Origin of the sequence: Micromonospora sp. NPDC049114 (assembly GCF_040648635.1) — a bacterium.
Taxonomy (GTDB): Bacteria; Actinomycetota; Actinomycetes; order Mycobacteriales; family Micromonosporaceae; genus Micromonospora.
Genome location: NZ_JBEZEA010000001.1, coordinates 1,312,243 through 1,327,114, shown reverse-complemented (window position 1 = coordinate 1,327,114; position 14,872 = coordinate 1,312,243). Strand labels below are relative to the sequence as shown.

Below are 14,872 nucleotides of genomic sequence, written 5' to 3'. Positions count from 1 at the left end.
GACGGGCTACAACCCTTCGGCGACAGCGGCGGCGATCTTCAACCAGGCGTCCCGGGTGGCCGAGGAGAGCCCGCCGTACCGGATCGGCTCGCCGCTGTCGATGAGCCGCTCGTACGGCGCCAGCAGCACCGCCCTGGTCCGCGCCGCGAAGTGCTCCTGGATGGCCGGAAGGTCGATCTCCTTGCGCGACGGCGGCATCGACACCACGGTCACCGCCTGCCGGACCAGCCGCTGCCGGCCGCTCTGCTCCAGGTGGTCGAGCATCCGGGCGGCCGTCTCCGCCGAGTCGTTACGGGCCGACATGGTGACCACGAGCTGGTCGGTGGCGTCCATCGACGCCTGCCAGTTCTGCGCCCGCACGTTGTTCCCGGTGTCCACGAAGATCAGCTTGTAGAACCGGCTGACCACCTCGCGGATCTCGGCGAACGCGGCCGCGGTCAGCATCTCGCCACCGGTAGCCGACTCGTCCGAGGCCAGGACGTCGAACATCCCCTCACCCTGCGAGCGCACGTACTGCGACAGGTCACCGACCCGCCCGTGCGCGCCCTGGAACTGCCCGAGGTCGCGCAGCATGTCCCGCACGGTGCGGGAGTGGAAGTCCTGCTGGGCGCGCATGCCGAGCGTGCCCTGGGTCTCGTTGTTGTCCCAGGCCAGCACGTAGCCGCCGCGCTTCTGCCCGAACGTCATCGCCAGCAGCAGGATGGCCACCGTCTTGCCCGCGCCGCCCTTCGGGTTGACCACTGTCACCTGCCGCAGCCCACCGAAGTTGCGGCGCACCATCTCGATGTCCCGCTTGAGCTCCTGCTCGTGCCGCCCCGGCGAGAGCCGGACCAGACCGATCTTGTTGACCACCGCGCGTACGCCCATGGTGGCCACCGGGTCGGCGGGCCGTACCTGCCGGCGGCGCGCGAAGTCCTCGGCCGTCGGCGCGGCAGTGGTCTCCGGAGTCCAGGTGGCGTCCGGGTAGCCGGTGGCCGGCACCCGCGCCACCGGGTCGGTCTCCTGGTACTGCTGAGGCGGCGCCGGTGGAACCGCAGCCGCAGCCTGCTGCCAGGGCGGCGGATACCAGCCCGGCGACGGCGGGAACGGCCCCGGCGGCGGGGTCGGCACCGCGCCCTGCTGCGGGGGCTCGACCGGCGCCGGGCCGGCCTGGCCGGGAATCGCCGCCGAGTACGTCTGACCGGCGTACGTCTGGCCGGCGTACGTCTGCCCCGCTCCGGTGCCCTGGTCGACGGCGGGCGGCGGCGGTGGAGGTGGAACGGGCGGCGCGGGAATCGGCGGCGGCGCGACGGTCGCCTGGTCCTCGGTCGACGGGGGTGGGCTGGCCGGCCGCTGCGGCGGGTACGCCCAGGGCGACTCGGCCGCCGGCCGTGCCGCCCCGACGGCTGGGCCCTCCTCCCCGGTGCCGGTCGGTCCGCCAGACTGCGCTGCCGGCCCCGCCGCTGCCGAACCTGCGGTGGTCGGGTCGGTGGTGGCCGGCCCTGCGGTGCTTGGGCCGGCGGTGCTTGGGCCTGCGGCCGGCGGGCCTGCTGTGCCGGGGTCTGTCGTCACCGGCCCTGAGATGGGCGGGCCTGCCGGGGTCGGTCGGTCGGCGGGCGTGGCTGTTGCCGCCGGGCGGTCCAGGGAGAACGGCAGGTCCAGGTCCACGCCGCCCGACGCGGCGGGCGGATCGTTGACCGGACCGGGGACAGGCTCGTCGGCGGACGCCGCTCCGGCTGCGGTGTCTACCGCTCCGGTCGCGGTGCCTGCGGCTCCGGTCGCGGTGTCTGCGGCTGCCGCTGGGGTGCCTGCGGCTCCGGTTGGGGTGGCCGTCGCCTCGGTTGGGGTGGCTCCCGGGCGCGTGCCGGTGGCCGGAGTGCCGGAGGTCGGCGGGAACGTGTCCCTACCTGGCCCGACGAGGGCACCCACCCCCGGCGGTACCGGTGCTGTCGACGCAACGGGAGGCACGGGCGGAGTGGCCGGCGCGGGTGAAGCGGTCGGCGCGGGTGGAGTTGCCGGCGCGTCGGCGGGTGGCCAGCTCGGCTGCGCCGGTGCCCAGCCCGTACGCGCGCCGTTCGGGCCGGTGGCTCCCCAGCCGCTCGGCGGCGGCACCGCCCCGGTCAGGGACGGGTAATCCGACGGAGACGGCGGCGGCAGAGCCGCCGCCCCCGGCTGCCCGGGGACCGGCGGACGGCCGGTCGGCGGCGCGGCCACCGGTGGCGAGACGGCCGACGACGGCGCGGACGGCGGTGGGCCGCCCCGCTGCTCGGCGACCGCCGCCCACGGCGGCACCACGTCACCCGCGCCCTGCTCGGCCGGATCCGGTGGCCAGAGTGGTTCGATGTCCCGCTCCGGCACCGGCTGCTGGCCGGGCACCTGCGCCCGGTCGGCGTTCTTGTCCATTACGGTTCCTCCCCAGTCCTCCTGCGAGGATAGGCCCACCGGACGACCGGGGCCGGTCGACGCAGTCGGGGTCAGACCACCCAGACCGCCCAGGCACCCGGTTCGATCCACCAGGAGCGCTTGCGGGTCAGCTCACCCTCGACGCCATCGTCGAGGTAGGGCACCTTTCCCTCCCGGGGCAGCACCGACACGGCCCGTCCCCGGGCCCGCCGCACCTCCAGGCGTACCCGCTTGCGTCCCAACGCCGAGCGGACGACCACCGGGACGGCCACCGCGACCTCGACCTGGCCGTCGGCCGGGTCCGGCGCGGCCAGCAGCGCCACGTCGTCGAGCGACGCGTACCCGCCGGCGTTGCCGATCGCGCAGGCCAGCAGCGGTTCGTCGCCGTCGGTGAGGATGGCGTCGTCCACCTCCACCCGGGCCCGCCAGTGCAACGGGCGACCCGCATCATCGGCGGCGCCGAGCAGAGCGCCGTCCAGAGTCACCGAGCCGCCGTCGTTGCGCAGCAGATCCAGCCGGCGTGGCGTGCCGTCCAACACGGCGGCCGCCACGGCCACCGGATCGCGGGGCAGCCCGAGCTGCGCGGCCAGGTCCCGGTGGGTGCCGCCGCGTGCCGGATCGAGAGGGAGTACGGCGACCGGCGGCAGGTCGGGCAGGGTCCGGTCACCGCGCAGGTCAGCCGGACGGCGACTCGGCGGTGGGGCGTACCGCCGGACGAGCCGGCGCAGCACGGCGCGCAACTGCCCGTCGCTCGCCGTGGCGACGACCAGCCGGGTCTTGCCGTCCGAATCCGGCCAGGTGAGACCGTCCGGGCGGGCCGGACCGTCGAGCTGGGCCAACACCGCGTCGATCTCCGCGTCCGAGCGGGCGGTGACCGTCTGCACCCGGGCGCCCCGGGCGGTCAGGGCATCGGCGCAGGCCAGCACCGGCACCCGGGGTCGATCGGTGGCGCACCGGTCGCCGTCGCCCGACGTCCCGCCGGGGTCGGTGCCGGCGTCGGTCGCCGTGCCACCGGCAGCCCCGTCCGACCCGTTGACGCCGGTGTCGGTCCCGGTCGCGCCGCCGCAGCAGGCCCCGCCGCTGCCACAGCCCCCGGGAGCGTCGCGCTCCGAGGAGAGAGTGAGCAGCACCACGTCGTACACGGAAGGAGCCTCCTGCCTCTCGACGCGACCCCTGCCGGTCGCGCCGTCACTACTTGTTAACCTGACACCCCGGGCTCGCCAACCGGTCGCCACCTGGCACCCGAGCCTTCTGGAGGCGGAAAAGATGCCAGCGATCGTGCTCATCGGCGCTCAGTGGGGCGACGAGGGCAAGGGCAAGGTTACCGACCTGCTGGGTGAGCGGGTCGACTACGTCGTGCGCTACTCCGGCGGCAACAACGCCGGGCACACGGTCATCACCCCGGACGGCCAGAAGTACGCGCTGCACCTGATGCCCTCCGGGGCGCTCTCGCCGAGCGCGATGATCGTCATCGGCAACGGCGTGGTCGTCGACCCGAAGGTGCTGCTCGCCGAGATCGACGGTCTCGCCGAGCGCGGGGTGGACGTGTCCCGGCTGCGGATCTCCGGCGACGCGCACCTCATCATGCCGCACCACCGGGCACTGGACCGGGTGGTCGAGCGGTACCTCGGCTCGTCCCGGATCGGCACCACCGGCCGGGGCATCGGCCCGGCGTACGGCGACAAGGTCGCCCGGATGGGCATTCGACTCCAGGACCTGCTCGACCCGGGCATCCTGCGCAAGAAGCTGGAACTCGCGCTGCGCGAGAAGAACCAGATGCTGTTCAAGGTCTACAACCGCAAGGCGATCGACCTCGAGGCCACCGTCGAGGAGTACCTGGAGTACGCGGAGCGGCTCAAGCCGTACATCGCCGAGACCCGGGCCATGCTCTGGGACGCGCTGGACCGGGGCGAGACGGTGCTGCTGGAGGGCGCCCAGGCGACCATGCTCGACATGGACCACGGCACGTACCCCTTCGTGACGTCGTCCAACCCGACGGCCGGCGGCGCCTGCGTGGGCGCCGGCATCCCGCCGACCGCGATCAACCAGGTGATCGCGGTGAGCAAGGCGTACACCACCCGGGTCGGCTCGGGACCGTTCCCGACCGAGCTGTTCGACGCCAACGGCGCGCACCTGCGCAAGATCGGCGCGGAGTACGGCACCACCACCGGCCGGGAGCGCCGGTGCGGGTGGTTCGACGCGGTCGTGGCCCGGTACGCCTGCCGCCTCAACGGCGTCACCGACCTGGTCATCACCAAGCTGGACGTGCTCACCGGGCTGCCCAAGGTGCCGATCTGCGTTGGCTACGAGATCAACGGCAAGCGTGTCGACGACATGCCGATGAGCCAGACGGACTTCCACCACGCCACCCCGGTGTACGAGGAGCTCGACGGGTGGTGGGAGGACATCACCAAGGCCCGCACCGTCGACGAGCTGCCGGAGAACGCCCGCCGCTACATCGCCCGCGTAGAGGAACTCTGCAACACGAGGGTGAGCGTCATCGGCGTGGGCCCAGGCCGAGAAGAAAACGTAGTCCAACACCCCCTCCTCCCCTAACCCCAACCCACCCCGGGCCCCCCGCCCCCCCCGGCCCCCCGGCCCCCGCCCCGCCCCGGTGATCATGAAGTTATTGCCACCCGTTCCGGCGTGTCGTGGCAATAACTTCATGATCAACCCAGGCGGGGGCGCCTGGTTATCCACAGGGAAGCGCTGGTTGTCCACAGGGGTGTGTCTGGGGTTCCCCGGTGGGTCAGGGTGGCCGGGTGGATGCCTTGGACGCGGTACGGCGGGTTGCCTCCGCGCGGGACGGGATTGTGACGCTCAGGCAGGCGCGAGCCGCTGGTTTCACCACCCACGAAGTGCAACGGCTCTGTCGCGCGGGCCGTTGGCGCGTCGTGGCGCGTGGCAGCTACCTGGTGGACGCCGACCTGTATGACGGGGTGCCCCGACGGGCGCGGATCAGGGCGGCGTTGGAATCCTTTGGGCCGTCGGCCGGTGCAGTGCTCGCAACAGCCGCCGAACTGCACGGGATTGCTGGTCTGCAGGCCACCGATGTGATCCACCTGTCGGTGCCTGGCCCGGTCGCCAGACCAGCCCGGATCGCTCATCCGGAGGTGGTGGTTCATCAGCTGGTCGTTCCGCCCGGGCAGTTTGTCCGGGTGGACGGGCTCTCCGTGACCGAACCGCTCCGGACCCTTGCCGACGTGAGTCTGCGAGTTGATCGTTTCTCGGCGGTGAGTGTGCTGGACTCGGCATTGAACCGTCGGTTGGTGACCGCCGAAGATCTGCTCTCCTTCCCGCGCCTGGTCCATGGGCGGCGTGGCGCGGTCGCGGCACGCGGCTTCCTCAGCGAGGTGGACGGGCGGGCGCAGTCGCCACTCGAGACGCGTGCCCGACTGCGATGCATCGACGGCGGAGTGCCGCCCGATGCGCTGCAACTTGAGGTGCGTGACGACGACGGCTATCTGCTGGGCATCGGTGATCTCGCGTGGCGTCGCCACCGGATCATCGCCGAGGCCGATGGCCGAGGCCCGCACGGTCTGCCGGAAGCCGTGTTCGTCGACCGACGACGCCAGAACCGCCTGGTGAACGCCGGCTGGACGGTCCTCCGATTCACCTGGCAGGACACCCTGCGCCCCGATTACATCCCGTGGACGGTCCGCCAGGCAATGGCCGCGGCCCGAGTTTGTTGATCATGAAGTTGTTGCCACGACACGCCGCGACAGCGGGCAATAACTTCATGATCACCGGCGCGATGCGCGGCGGTGGGTGGGGCGGCCAGTAGGATGCCGTCGTGCGGGTTCTCTTGGTGGGTGGTGGTGGGCGGGAGCATGCTCTCGCGCTCGGGTTGGAACGCGATCCGGCTGTTTCGGCGCTGATTGCCGCGCCTGGTAATCCGGGCATCGCCTCGGTCGCCGAGTTGCGGGCCGTCACCGCGACCGACCCGGCCGCTGTCGCCGCGCTGGCCGTGGAGACCGCGGCTGACCTGGTGGTGATCGGGCCGGAGGCGCCGCTGGTCGCCGGTGTCGCCGACGCGGTACGCGCCAAGGGCATCGCCGTGTTCGGCCCGTCGGCCGAGGCCGCCCAGTTGGAGGGCTCCAAGGCGTTCGCCAAGGACGTGATGACCGCCGCCGGTGTGCCGACCGCCCGGGCGTACGTCTGCACGGACGAGGAGACCACCGCGCGGGCGCTTGACGAGTTCGGCGCCCCGTACGTGGTGAAGGACGACGGTCTGGCCGCCGGCAAGGGCGTGGTGGTGACCGACGACCGGTCCGCCGCGTTGGCGCACGCCGCCGAGTGTGGCCGGGTGGTGATCGAGGAGTTCCTCGACGGTCCGGAGGTCAGCCTGTTCGTGGTCACCGACGGTGAGGCGGCGCTGCCGCTGCTGCCCGCACAGGACTTCAAGCGGATCGGCGACGGCGACACCGGCCCGAACACCGGCGGCATGGGCGCGTACGCGCCGCTGCCCTGGGCCCCGCCCGGTCTGGTCGACGACGTCATGCGCGACGTGGTCCACCCCACCCTGGCGGAGTTGCGCCGTCGGGGCACGCCATTCGCGGGCCTGCTCTACGTGGGCCTCGCGATGACCGCCGCCGGTCCTCGGGTGATCGAGTTCAACGCGCGGTTCGGCGACCCGGAGACCCAGGTCGTGCTCGCCCTGCTGGAGACCCCGCTGGGTGGGCTGTTGCACGCGGCGGCCACCGGCACGCTTGCCGAGCACCCGCCGCTGCGCTGGCGCGACGGCGCGGCGGTGACCGTGGTGGTCGCCGCGCAGGGCTACCCGGCCGCGCCGCGCACCGGCGACGTGATCACCGGCGCGGACCGGCCGGGCATCATCCACGCGGGCACCGCCCGCCGGGCGAGCGACGGCGCGTTGCTGTCCGCCGGCGGTCGGGTCCTCTGCGGTACGGCCACCGGCCCCGACCTGGCTGCCGCCCGGGATGCGGCGTACGCGCTGGTGGACGGGGTGGAGTTGGCCGGCTCGCAGCACCGCACCGACATCGCCACCGCCGCGGTCGAGGGTCGGATCACGATCCCGGGCTGAGGCTGGCGCCTCAGCCGTAGTAGCGGCGTAGTTCCCGGGCGAGCACCTTGCCGGTGGCGTTGCGGGGCAGGTACTTCACGAAGACCACGTCGCGGGGTACGGAGAAGCGGGCCAGGTAGCGCCGGACGTACTCGCGGACCGCCTCAGGGTCGAGGGTCTCGCCGGGGTGCAGGGCGAGGAACGCGGCCAGTCGCTGGCCGTAATCGGGATCGGGTACGCCGATCACGGCGGCCTCGCGGACCTGCGGTAGCTGGGCGAGCAGGTCCTCCACCTCGGATGGGAACACGTTCTCGCCGCCGGAGACGATCATGTCGTCGGCCCGACCGTCGACGAAGAGCAACCCGTCGGCGTTGAGCCGGCCGAGGTCACCGGTGTCGAGCAGGCCGTCGCGGCTCTCCCGGCTGGCGCCGGAGGTGTAGCCCTCGAAGAGCATCTCGTTGCCGACGAAGATGCGGCCGACCTGACCTTTCGGTATCGGCTGGCCGTCGGCGTCGAGGATTTCCAGGCGGGTGCCGTGCGGTGGCCGGCCGGCAGTGGTGGGTGCCTGGCGCAGGTCCGGGGGACCGGCGATGGACGCCCAGGAGACCTCGGTGGAGCCGTAGAGGTTGTAGAGGACGTCTCCGTACACGTCCATGAACTTGGGGGCGAGCCCGCCGGGCAGTGCCGATCCGCTGACCGCGACGACCTTGAGTGCGGGGCGCGGGTCCGGTGGGGGCACTTCCAGCAGCCGTTGGAGCATCACGGGTACGGCGAAGAGGGCGTCGCAGCGGTGTGCCACCAGGGCGGCGAGCGTGGCGGCCGGGTCGAAGCGGCGGTGCAGCACGATGGTGGCCCGCAACGCGAAGCACACCTGCAGGGCGGCGAATCCCCAGGTGTGGAAGATCGGGGCGGCGATCAGCACGCGGTTTTTGGCGTGCAGCGGGATGCGGTCGATGATGGACACGAGTGGCCCGAAACCGCTGGGTGTGGGCCGGCGGGCGCCCTTGGGGGCGCCGGTGGTGCCCGAGGTGAGCACGATGATCCGGCCGTCGCGCTCCGGCGGGCGCAGCTCGCCGGGGAGCGCTCCGGCCACCAGTTCCTCGCGGGCGCGCTCGTCGAGGCGGGGCAGTTCGGCGGGGAGGCCGAGGACCCGTTCGGCGAACTCGTCGTCGTGCACCAGCAGCCGTAGCCGCTGCTCCTCGGCGACGGTGGACAGCTGGGCGGCGGAGAGCCCGGTGTTGACCAGGACCGCGTCGACGCCGAGCAGGGTCGCCGCGACGATGGTCTCGATCAGGCCGTGGTGGTTGCGGCACAGCACGCCGATCCGGTCCCCGGCCTGTACGCCGAGCCCGGACCGCATCGACCGGGCCATCCGTTCGGCCCGGTGCAGGAGCGCCTGGTAGGTCAGCTCGACGCCGTCCTCGTCGATGATCGCCGGTCGGCCGGGGTCTCGGGCGGCTGCCTGGCGTAGTTCGCCGGCGAGACTCCACCCCCAGGTGCGCAAGGCGTTGAGCTGCGAGGCGATTCGGACCGGGCGGCCCGGCGTGAGCAGCCCGCGACGGGTCAGCGTGGCGACGACGAACGGCAGGTCCATGCCGCAGACCTCCTTGGGTGGTACGCGGACAGGCAGGTGACTCCCGTCCGGCAGGGCGTCTTCCTTGATCATGCACCCGACGCGGCACCAGGCCCAGCCAGCATCGGCGTGGGGTGACGAAGACGGCACGGATAGGTAGGACGCCACCCCCTGGCCCGGCCGGCGGTCGGGCCAGGGGGTGGCTGACCGGAGGCTCAGCGGATCTGCGTGCCGGAGATCGCCCGGGAGATCACCAGTCGCTGGATCTCGGACGTACCCTCGAAGATGGTGTAGATCTTGGCGTCGCGGTACCAGCGTTCGACGGGGTGGTCGCGCAGGAAGCCGGCCCCGCCGAGCAGCTGCACCGCCTTCTCGGTGACCGACACCGCCACCTCGCCGGCCTTGAGCTTGGACATCGAGCCCTCGCCCGCCGTGAACGGGCGGTTGTTGCGGCCCATCCAGGAGGCCCGCCAGACCAGCAGCCGGGCCGCGTCGATCTCCATCCGCATGTCGGCAAGCGCGAACGCGACAGCCTGGTTCTCGATGATCGGCCGTCCGAACTGGACCCGGTCCTTCGCGTAGTCCAACGCGTACTCGTAGGCGGCCCGGGCCACGCCGAGCGCCTGCGCGCCGACGGTGGGTCGGGACAGCTCGAAGGTGCGCATCGCGGCCTGCCCGCTGGCCCGTTGCCCGGAGCGGGCGCGGTCCAGGCGTTCCAGCAGGGCGTCGCGTCCGCCGAGCAGGCAGCGGCCGGGTACGCGTACCTCGTCGAGGAAGACGTCGGCGGTGTGGGACGCGCGCAGGCCGAGTTTGCGCAGCTTGCGGGTCGCGGCCAGGCCGGGGGTGCCGGGCGGTACGACGAACGCGGCCTGGCCCCGGGAGCCGAGCGTGGGGTCGACCGAGGCGGTGACCACGTGCACGCCGGCGATGCCGCCGTTGGTGGCGTACGCCTTCTGGCCGTTGAGCACCCACTCGTCGGTGGCCTCGTCGTAGACGGCCCGGGTGCGCATGGCGCCGACGTCGGAGCCGGCCTCGGGCTCGCTGGTGCAGAACGCGGCGACGGCCGGGGAGTCCACGTCGCCGAAGCACTGTGGCACCCACTCGACCATCTGGTCGGGGGTGCCGGCGCCGTAGATGGCGGCGACGGCGAGCGAGGTGCCGAAGATGCTCAGGCCGATGCCGGCGTCACCCCAGAAGAGTTCCTCGCTGGCGATCGGCAGGGAGAGCCCGGTCGGGTCGGCCCAGCAGGTGGCGAGGAACTCGAAGCCGTAGAGGCCGACTTTCGCGGCCTCCTGGATCACCGGCCACGGGGTGTCCTCGCGCTCGTCCCACTCGGCGGCGGCCGGGCGCACGACCTCGGCTGCGAAGCCGTGCACCCAGTCGCGTAGATCCCGCTGTTCCTCGTTCAGGTCAAGCGAGAACTCAGCCATGTCAGGCCTTGGGGATGTCGAACAGGTTGGCGATGTTGGCGGCGAGGCCGAGGTCGCCCTTCGCCTTCAGCTTGCCGGTCATGAACATCATCACCGGGTTGGCGCCACCGGAGACGATCTTCAGGAACTCGACCGGGCCCATGGTGAGGGCCAGCTTCGGGTCGTGCTGCGGAGTCTCGTTCACCTCGCACTTGCCGTCGGCGATGACCACCTCGTAGGTGTCGCTGCCGCCGTCCGGACGACCGGTGATGATCCAGTGGATGACCGCGTTGGTGGAGCCGGCCCGGTCCGCGCGGAACAGCGACGGCATCCGGCCGAACACCTCACCGAGGACCTTGCCGCGCAGGTCACCGGACATCACCTGGGCGATCTTGTCGTCCGGGGTGGACTTGACCAGCTGGGCGAACTCCTTGGGGCCGACGTTGGCGAAGGTGGCCGGGTCGAAGTCAGTCATGAGATGTGCCTTCCGGAAGATTTGGCTACTCGCGCGTAACCCTACGCACGAGTAGGTATGCTCGCAAGGTGTCCAGTGTCCCCGCCTTCAAGCGCCTGCCCCGCGCCGTCCGCGAGCAGCAGATGCTCGACGCGGCAGTGAAGGTCTTCTCCCGGCGCGGCTTCCACGCCGCCAGCATGGACGAGATCGCGGAGGACGCCGGCATCTCCAAGCCCATGGTGTACGCGTACCTCGGGACGAAGGAAGAGCTGTTCGTCGCCTGCCTGCACCGGGAGGGCACCCGGATGATGCAGGCCATCGCCGGCGCCGCCGCCCCCGACCTGCCGGCCGACGAGCGGCTGTGGCGTGGCCTGCGGGCGTTCTTCGGCTTCGTCGGCGCGCACCGCGACGGCTGGGCGGTGCTCTACCGGCAGGCCCGGGGCGAGCAGCCGTTCGCCGGAGAGCTGGCCAGCATGCGGGCCCGGCTGGTCGAGGTGGTCGCCGGCATGCTCGACCACGCGCTGCGCGCCGAGGGCCGCGAGATCGCCGCCATCGACCTGGAGGTCGTCGCGTACGCCCTGGTCGGCGCGACCGAGTCACTTGCCGACTGGCTCGCCGACCACCCGGACGCCGACCCGGAGAAGACGGCCACCCGGATGATGAACGTGGCCTGGCTCGGCGCCGCCCAACTGCTGCACGGCGTCACCTGGCGTCCGCCGGCCGACTGACGGTCCCGACGGAGGCAGCGTCGGTGCCCGGCTCGCCGGCCCGCGCCGTGCGGCGCCGCCCGTGGAGCCAGCGAACCACCTCGACGACCACAGTCACCGTCAGGGCGAGGCCCAGACCGAGCAGGAGGCCACGCAGCGGGTCCTGCTCGAAGGCCAGCCCGCCGACGTAGCCGACCAGCGCCGAGTAGAGCCCCCACGAGCCGGCAGCCAGCGCGTCGAAGGCCAGGAACCGTCGCCGGGGATAACGCACCACGCCCATGGTGAGGGTGACCGCGGTCCGGCCGCCCGGGATGTAGCGGGCCACGGTGAGGATCAGACCGCCCCGGGTGGCGATCCCCCGCCGGGCCCGGTCGATGGCGGCCCGGCGTCGACCGTCGGACGGCAGCCGGTCGAGCAGTCGCCCTCCACCGCCCCGCCCGATGGCGTACGAGACGTGGTCGCCGACAAGCGCGCCGGCGGCGGCCACCACGATGACCGCCGGCAGGTACGGCGCTCCCGAGGCGGCGAACACCCCGGCCGTGATCACTGCCGTCTCGCTCGGCACGACCGGGAAGAAGCCGTCGAGCACCGCGATCGCGAAGATCGCCAGATACACCCAGGGCGAGGACATCGTGTCGTGCAGCAGGGCCAGCAGATCCATGATCCCGATGCTCGTGCGGGCGGCGGCCGCTGCCATCGGCCAAGGGTCAGGTGGGCGGCACTACTTAGGTAGCGGCCGGCCCGGACCGCGCGTCGGGGTCATCCCCCACCTCACCCGGGTCCGGTGCCACGGGCCGGTGCGATCGGCCGGTTGAGCCCTAGGCTCGCTGGGTGGCCTCCAGCGCCCTCGCCCTCCGGCGGGTCGTCCACCGGTACGCCCCGCAGATGCTCGCCGTCCTGGTCGCCGCAGCCGTCTGGGCCAGCGCGACAGGTGACATCGGGGTCCGTTCGCCGCTGCCGGGCGCGGTCGTGCTGCTGATCGCGCTGGGCTCGGCGGGGGCGGCCGGCATGATCCGCGCTCGCCGCTGGCCGTTGTTCCTGGCCGCGGCGGTCGGCTGGCTGGTGCTCGCCGCGGCGGCCGCCGGGGTGCTGGCCTCGTACCAGGCGGGTCTGCGGTTACGCGGCCGCCAACTCGCCGGCTACCTCGCTGGTGCGGCAGTGGTGCTGGCCGGCGGGGTGCTGGTCGGCCTGGCGGTGGGTGGTGTACGCCGGATCACCACCGCCGCCAGCGGCAACGTGCTGCTGCTCGCCGCCTGTCTGGTCGGGCTGCCGTTGGTCCTCGGCCTCTGGGTGCGGGCCCGTCAGGACACGCTCACCGCTCTGCGGGACCGCGCCGAACGGCTGGAACGCGAGCAGGAGGCGCGCGCCGACCGGGTTCGCGCCGAGGAGCGGACCCGGATCGCCCGGGAGATGCACGACGTGGTGGCACACCGGGTCTCGCTGATGGTGGTGCATGCCGGCGCGCTGGAGGTGACCGCCGTGGACCCGGGGACCGTCGAGGCCGCCGCGCTGATCCGGACGACCGGCCGGCAGGCGCTCACCGACCTGCGCGAGGTGCTGGGTGTGCTGCGCCAGACCGACCCGGCGGTGACGCCGGAGCGAGGGCTCGACACCTTGGACGAGTTGATCGGGGAGTCCCGTGCCGCCGGGCTCCGGGTGTCCCGGCAGGACGAGGGCGTGCCGACGGCACTACCCGCGACGCTGGGGCGCACCGCGTACCGGGTGGTTCGCGAGGCGCTGACCAACGTGCGCAAGCACGCGGCCGACGCCGAGACGACGGTCTGTCTGCGATATCTGCCCGACGGGCTGGAGGTGCTGGTCCGCAACGGCCCGTCCGAGGGGACGTCGGCGCTGCCCGGTGCCGGGCAGGGGCTGCTCGGGCTGCGTGAGCGGGTGGAGTTGCTCGGCGGCCGGTTGGAGGCAGCTCCCGTGGACGGTGGTTTCCTGGTCCGGGCCCTGATCCCGCTGGCGGGTGCGGCGTGATCCGGGTGGTGGTGGTCGACGACGAGCAACTGGTTCGTGCCGGGTTGCGGTTGATCCTGGAGGCCGCCGAGGACATCACCGTCGTCGGCGAGGCGGCCGACGGCGTTGGCGCGCTGGAGAAGGCCAAGCGGTTATGCCCCGACGTGGTGCTGCTCGACGTGCGGATGCCGGGCGTCGACGGGCTGACCGTCGCGCCCGAGGTGGTCGCCGCCGGCCCGAAGGTGATCATGTTGACCACCTTCGACCTCGACGAGTACGTGCACCAGGCGCTGCGGGCCGGCGCGGTCGGCTTCCTGCTCAAGGACACCCCGCCCCGCGAGCTGGCCTCCGCCGTCCGGACGGTGGCCGCTGGGAACGCGATGCTCGCCCCGACGGTGACCCGGCGTCTGATCAGCTCGTTCGCCGAGCGTGGTCCGGCCCGCCGGGACGCGGCCCGGGAGCGGTTGGCGCCGCTTACCGAGCGGGAGTTGGCGATCGTCCGGGAGGTGGCGCGGGGGCTCGGCAACGCGGAGATCGCCCGGCGGCTGACGATGAGCGAGGCGACAGTGAAGGCACACGTCAGCCGGGCGCTGGCGAAACTGCACGCGGGCAACCGGGTGCAGCTGGCCATCCTGGTGCACGATGCCGATCTGCTGTGAGGCGTCCCGGGCGGCGACGCAGCGGACGACCGCGTGACTGTCAGCGGCGGGCGGCGGCCCGGCGGTGCGCTCGACGGCGCAGCCAACGGATTCCCTCCAGTCCGAACGTGATGATCAGCGAGACCCCCACACCGACCAGTACGCCCTTCACCGGCTCACGTTCGAAGGCCAGCCCGCCGAAGTAGCCGAGCAGCCCGCAGTACAGCGCCCAGGTGACCGCGCCGATGCTGTCGTACAGCAGGAACGCCCGGCGGGGATAGCGCACCGCGCCCATGGTGAGGGTGACCGCGGTCCGGCCGCCCGGCACGTAGCGGCTGGTGGTCAGGATGACGCCGCCGCGCCGGTCCACGGCCCGGCGGGCCCAGTCGGAGCCGGCCCGCCGCCGGCTGCCGTCGGGCAGCCGGGCCAGCCGGTGTGCCCCGCCGCCGCGACCGATGGCGTAGGAGATGTGGTCGCCGACCAGCGCGCCGACGGCGGCGCTCACGATCACCAGAGTCAGGCTGGGGTGCCCGTCGCTCGCCGCGAGCACCCCGGCGGTGATCACCGCGGCCTCGCCCGGCACCGCGGGGAAGAACGCGTCGACAGCGGTGAGCCCGAAGATCAACAGGTAGACCCACGGCGACGTGACCGTCCCACGGAGGAGGTCGAGCAGGACGTCCATGCCCCCATGCTCGGGGGCTCGGCGGCGGTCGGTGCCGCTTCG

The 14,872-nt window shown here is 72.8% G+C and carries 13 protein-coding genes; 6 read left to right on the top strand and 7 right to left on the bottom strand.

Going from position 1 to position 14,872, the window contains the following annotated elements; translation table 11 throughout:
* Positions 1-6: 6 nt before the first annotated feature.
* Positions 7-2,382 (bottom strand): chromosome partitioning protein, encoded by a 2,376-nt coding sequence (locus AB0B39_RS06320; protein WP_357573645.1) that lies wholly within the window; start codon positions 2,380-2,382, stop codon positions 7-9.
* Positions 2,383-2,453: 71 nt separating this feature from the next.
* On the bottom strand, positions 2,454-3,524 hold the full coding sequence (locus tag AB0B39_RS06315) for a hypothetical protein (protein ID WP_357573643.1): 1,071 nt from the start codon (positions 3,522-3,524) through the stop codon (positions 2,454-2,456).
* Positions 3,525-3,648: 124 nt separating this feature from the next.
* Here AB0B39_RS06315 and AB0B39_RS06310 point away from each other — a divergent pair, with 124 nt between their 5' ends.
* The 3 genes from AB0B39_RS06310 to purD all read left to right on the top strand — a co-directional run bounded on the left by AB0B39_RS06310 (position 3,649) and on the right by purD (position 7,426).
* Positions 3,649-4,938, top strand: a complete 1,290-nt coding sequence (locus tag AB0B39_RS06310) for an adenylosuccinate synthase (RefSeq protein WP_234583138.1) — start codon at positions 3,649-3,651, stop codon at positions 4,936-4,938.
* Positions 4,939-5,144: 206 nt separating this feature from the next.
* Positions 5,145-6,074, top strand: coding sequence for a type IV toxin-antitoxin system AbiEi family antitoxin domain-containing protein (locus tag AB0B39_RS06305; RefSeq protein WP_357573642.1), 930 nt, complete (start codon positions 5,145-5,147; stop codon positions 6,072-6,074).
* 101 nt (positions 6,075-6,175) lie between these two features.
* Positions 6,176-7,426: a phosphoribosylamine--glycine ligase gene (purD, locus tag AB0B39_RS06300; protein ID WP_357573641.1), complete on the top strand. Its 1,251-nt coding sequence runs from the start codon at positions 6,176-6,178 to the stop codon at positions 7,424-7,426.
* A gap of 10 nt (positions 7,427-7,436) precedes the next feature.
* Here the strand turns inward: purD and AB0B39_RS06295 are convergent, their stop codons facing one another.
* The 3 genes from AB0B39_RS06295 to AB0B39_RS06285 all read right to left on the bottom strand — a co-directional run bounded on the left by AB0B39_RS06295 (position 7,437) and on the right by AB0B39_RS06285 (position 10,862).
* Positions 7,437-8,999, bottom strand: coding sequence for an AMP-binding protein (locus AB0B39_RS06295; RefSeq protein WP_357573787.1), 1,563 nt, complete (start codon positions 8,997-8,999; stop codon positions 7,437-7,439).
* Positions 9,000-9,193: 194 nt separating this feature from the next.
* Complete coding sequence (locus AB0B39_RS06290) at positions 9,194-10,408, bottom strand: acyl-CoA dehydrogenase family protein (RefSeq protein WP_234583142.1); 1,215 nt, start codon at positions 10,406-10,408, stop codon at positions 9,194-9,196.
* Between the two features lies 1 nt (position 10,409).
* Complete coding sequence (locus AB0B39_RS06285) at positions 10,410-10,862, bottom strand: SCP2 sterol-binding domain-containing protein (RefSeq protein ID WP_234583143.1); 453 nt, start codon at positions 10,860-10,862, stop codon at positions 10,410-10,412.
* Positions 10,863-10,930: 68 nt separating this feature from the next.
* On the opposite strand from AB0B39_RS06285, the gene AB0B39_RS06280 reads away from it, so the two are divergent.
* The gene (locus AB0B39_RS06280; RefSeq protein WP_357491454.1) at positions 10,931-11,569 is read left to right on the top strand and encodes a TetR/AcrR family transcriptional regulator; all 639 of its coding nucleotides are present in this window, start codon (positions 10,931-10,933) and stop codon (positions 11,567-11,569) included.
* Here the strand turns inward: AB0B39_RS06280 and AB0B39_RS06275 are convergent.
* Positions 11,544-12,209, bottom strand: coding sequence for a VTT domain-containing protein (locus AB0B39_RS06275; protein ID WP_357573786.1), 666 nt, complete (start codon positions 12,207-12,209; stop codon positions 11,544-11,546). The genes AB0B39_RS06280 and AB0B39_RS06275 overlap by 26 nt on opposite strands.
* A 170-nt stretch (positions 12,210-12,379) precedes the next feature.
* On the opposite strand from AB0B39_RS06275, the gene AB0B39_RS06270 reads away from it, so the two are divergent.
* Both AB0B39_RS06270 and AB0B39_RS06265 read left to right on the top strand, forming a co-directional pair.
* Positions 12,380-13,531 (top strand): histidine kinase, encoded by a 1,152-nt coding sequence (locus tag AB0B39_RS06270; protein WP_357573640.1) that lies wholly within the window; start codon positions 12,380-12,382, stop codon positions 13,529-13,531.
* On the top strand, positions 13,528-14,169 hold the full coding sequence (locus AB0B39_RS06265) for a response regulator transcription factor (RefSeq protein WP_357573639.1): 642 nt from the start codon (positions 13,528-13,530) through the stop codon (positions 14,167-14,169). The genes AB0B39_RS06270 and AB0B39_RS06265 overlap by 4 nt, the downstream gene beginning before the upstream one ends.
* 40 nt (positions 14,170-14,209) lie before the next feature.
* On the opposite strand, the gene AB0B39_RS06260 is transcribed toward AB0B39_RS06265, so the two are convergent.
* The gene (locus AB0B39_RS06260; RefSeq protein WP_357491448.1) at positions 14,210-14,830 is read right to left on the bottom strand and encodes a DedA family protein; all 621 of its coding nucleotides are present in this window, start codon (positions 14,828-14,830) and stop codon (positions 14,210-14,212) included.
* Positions 14,831-14,872: the final 42 nt, after the last annotated feature.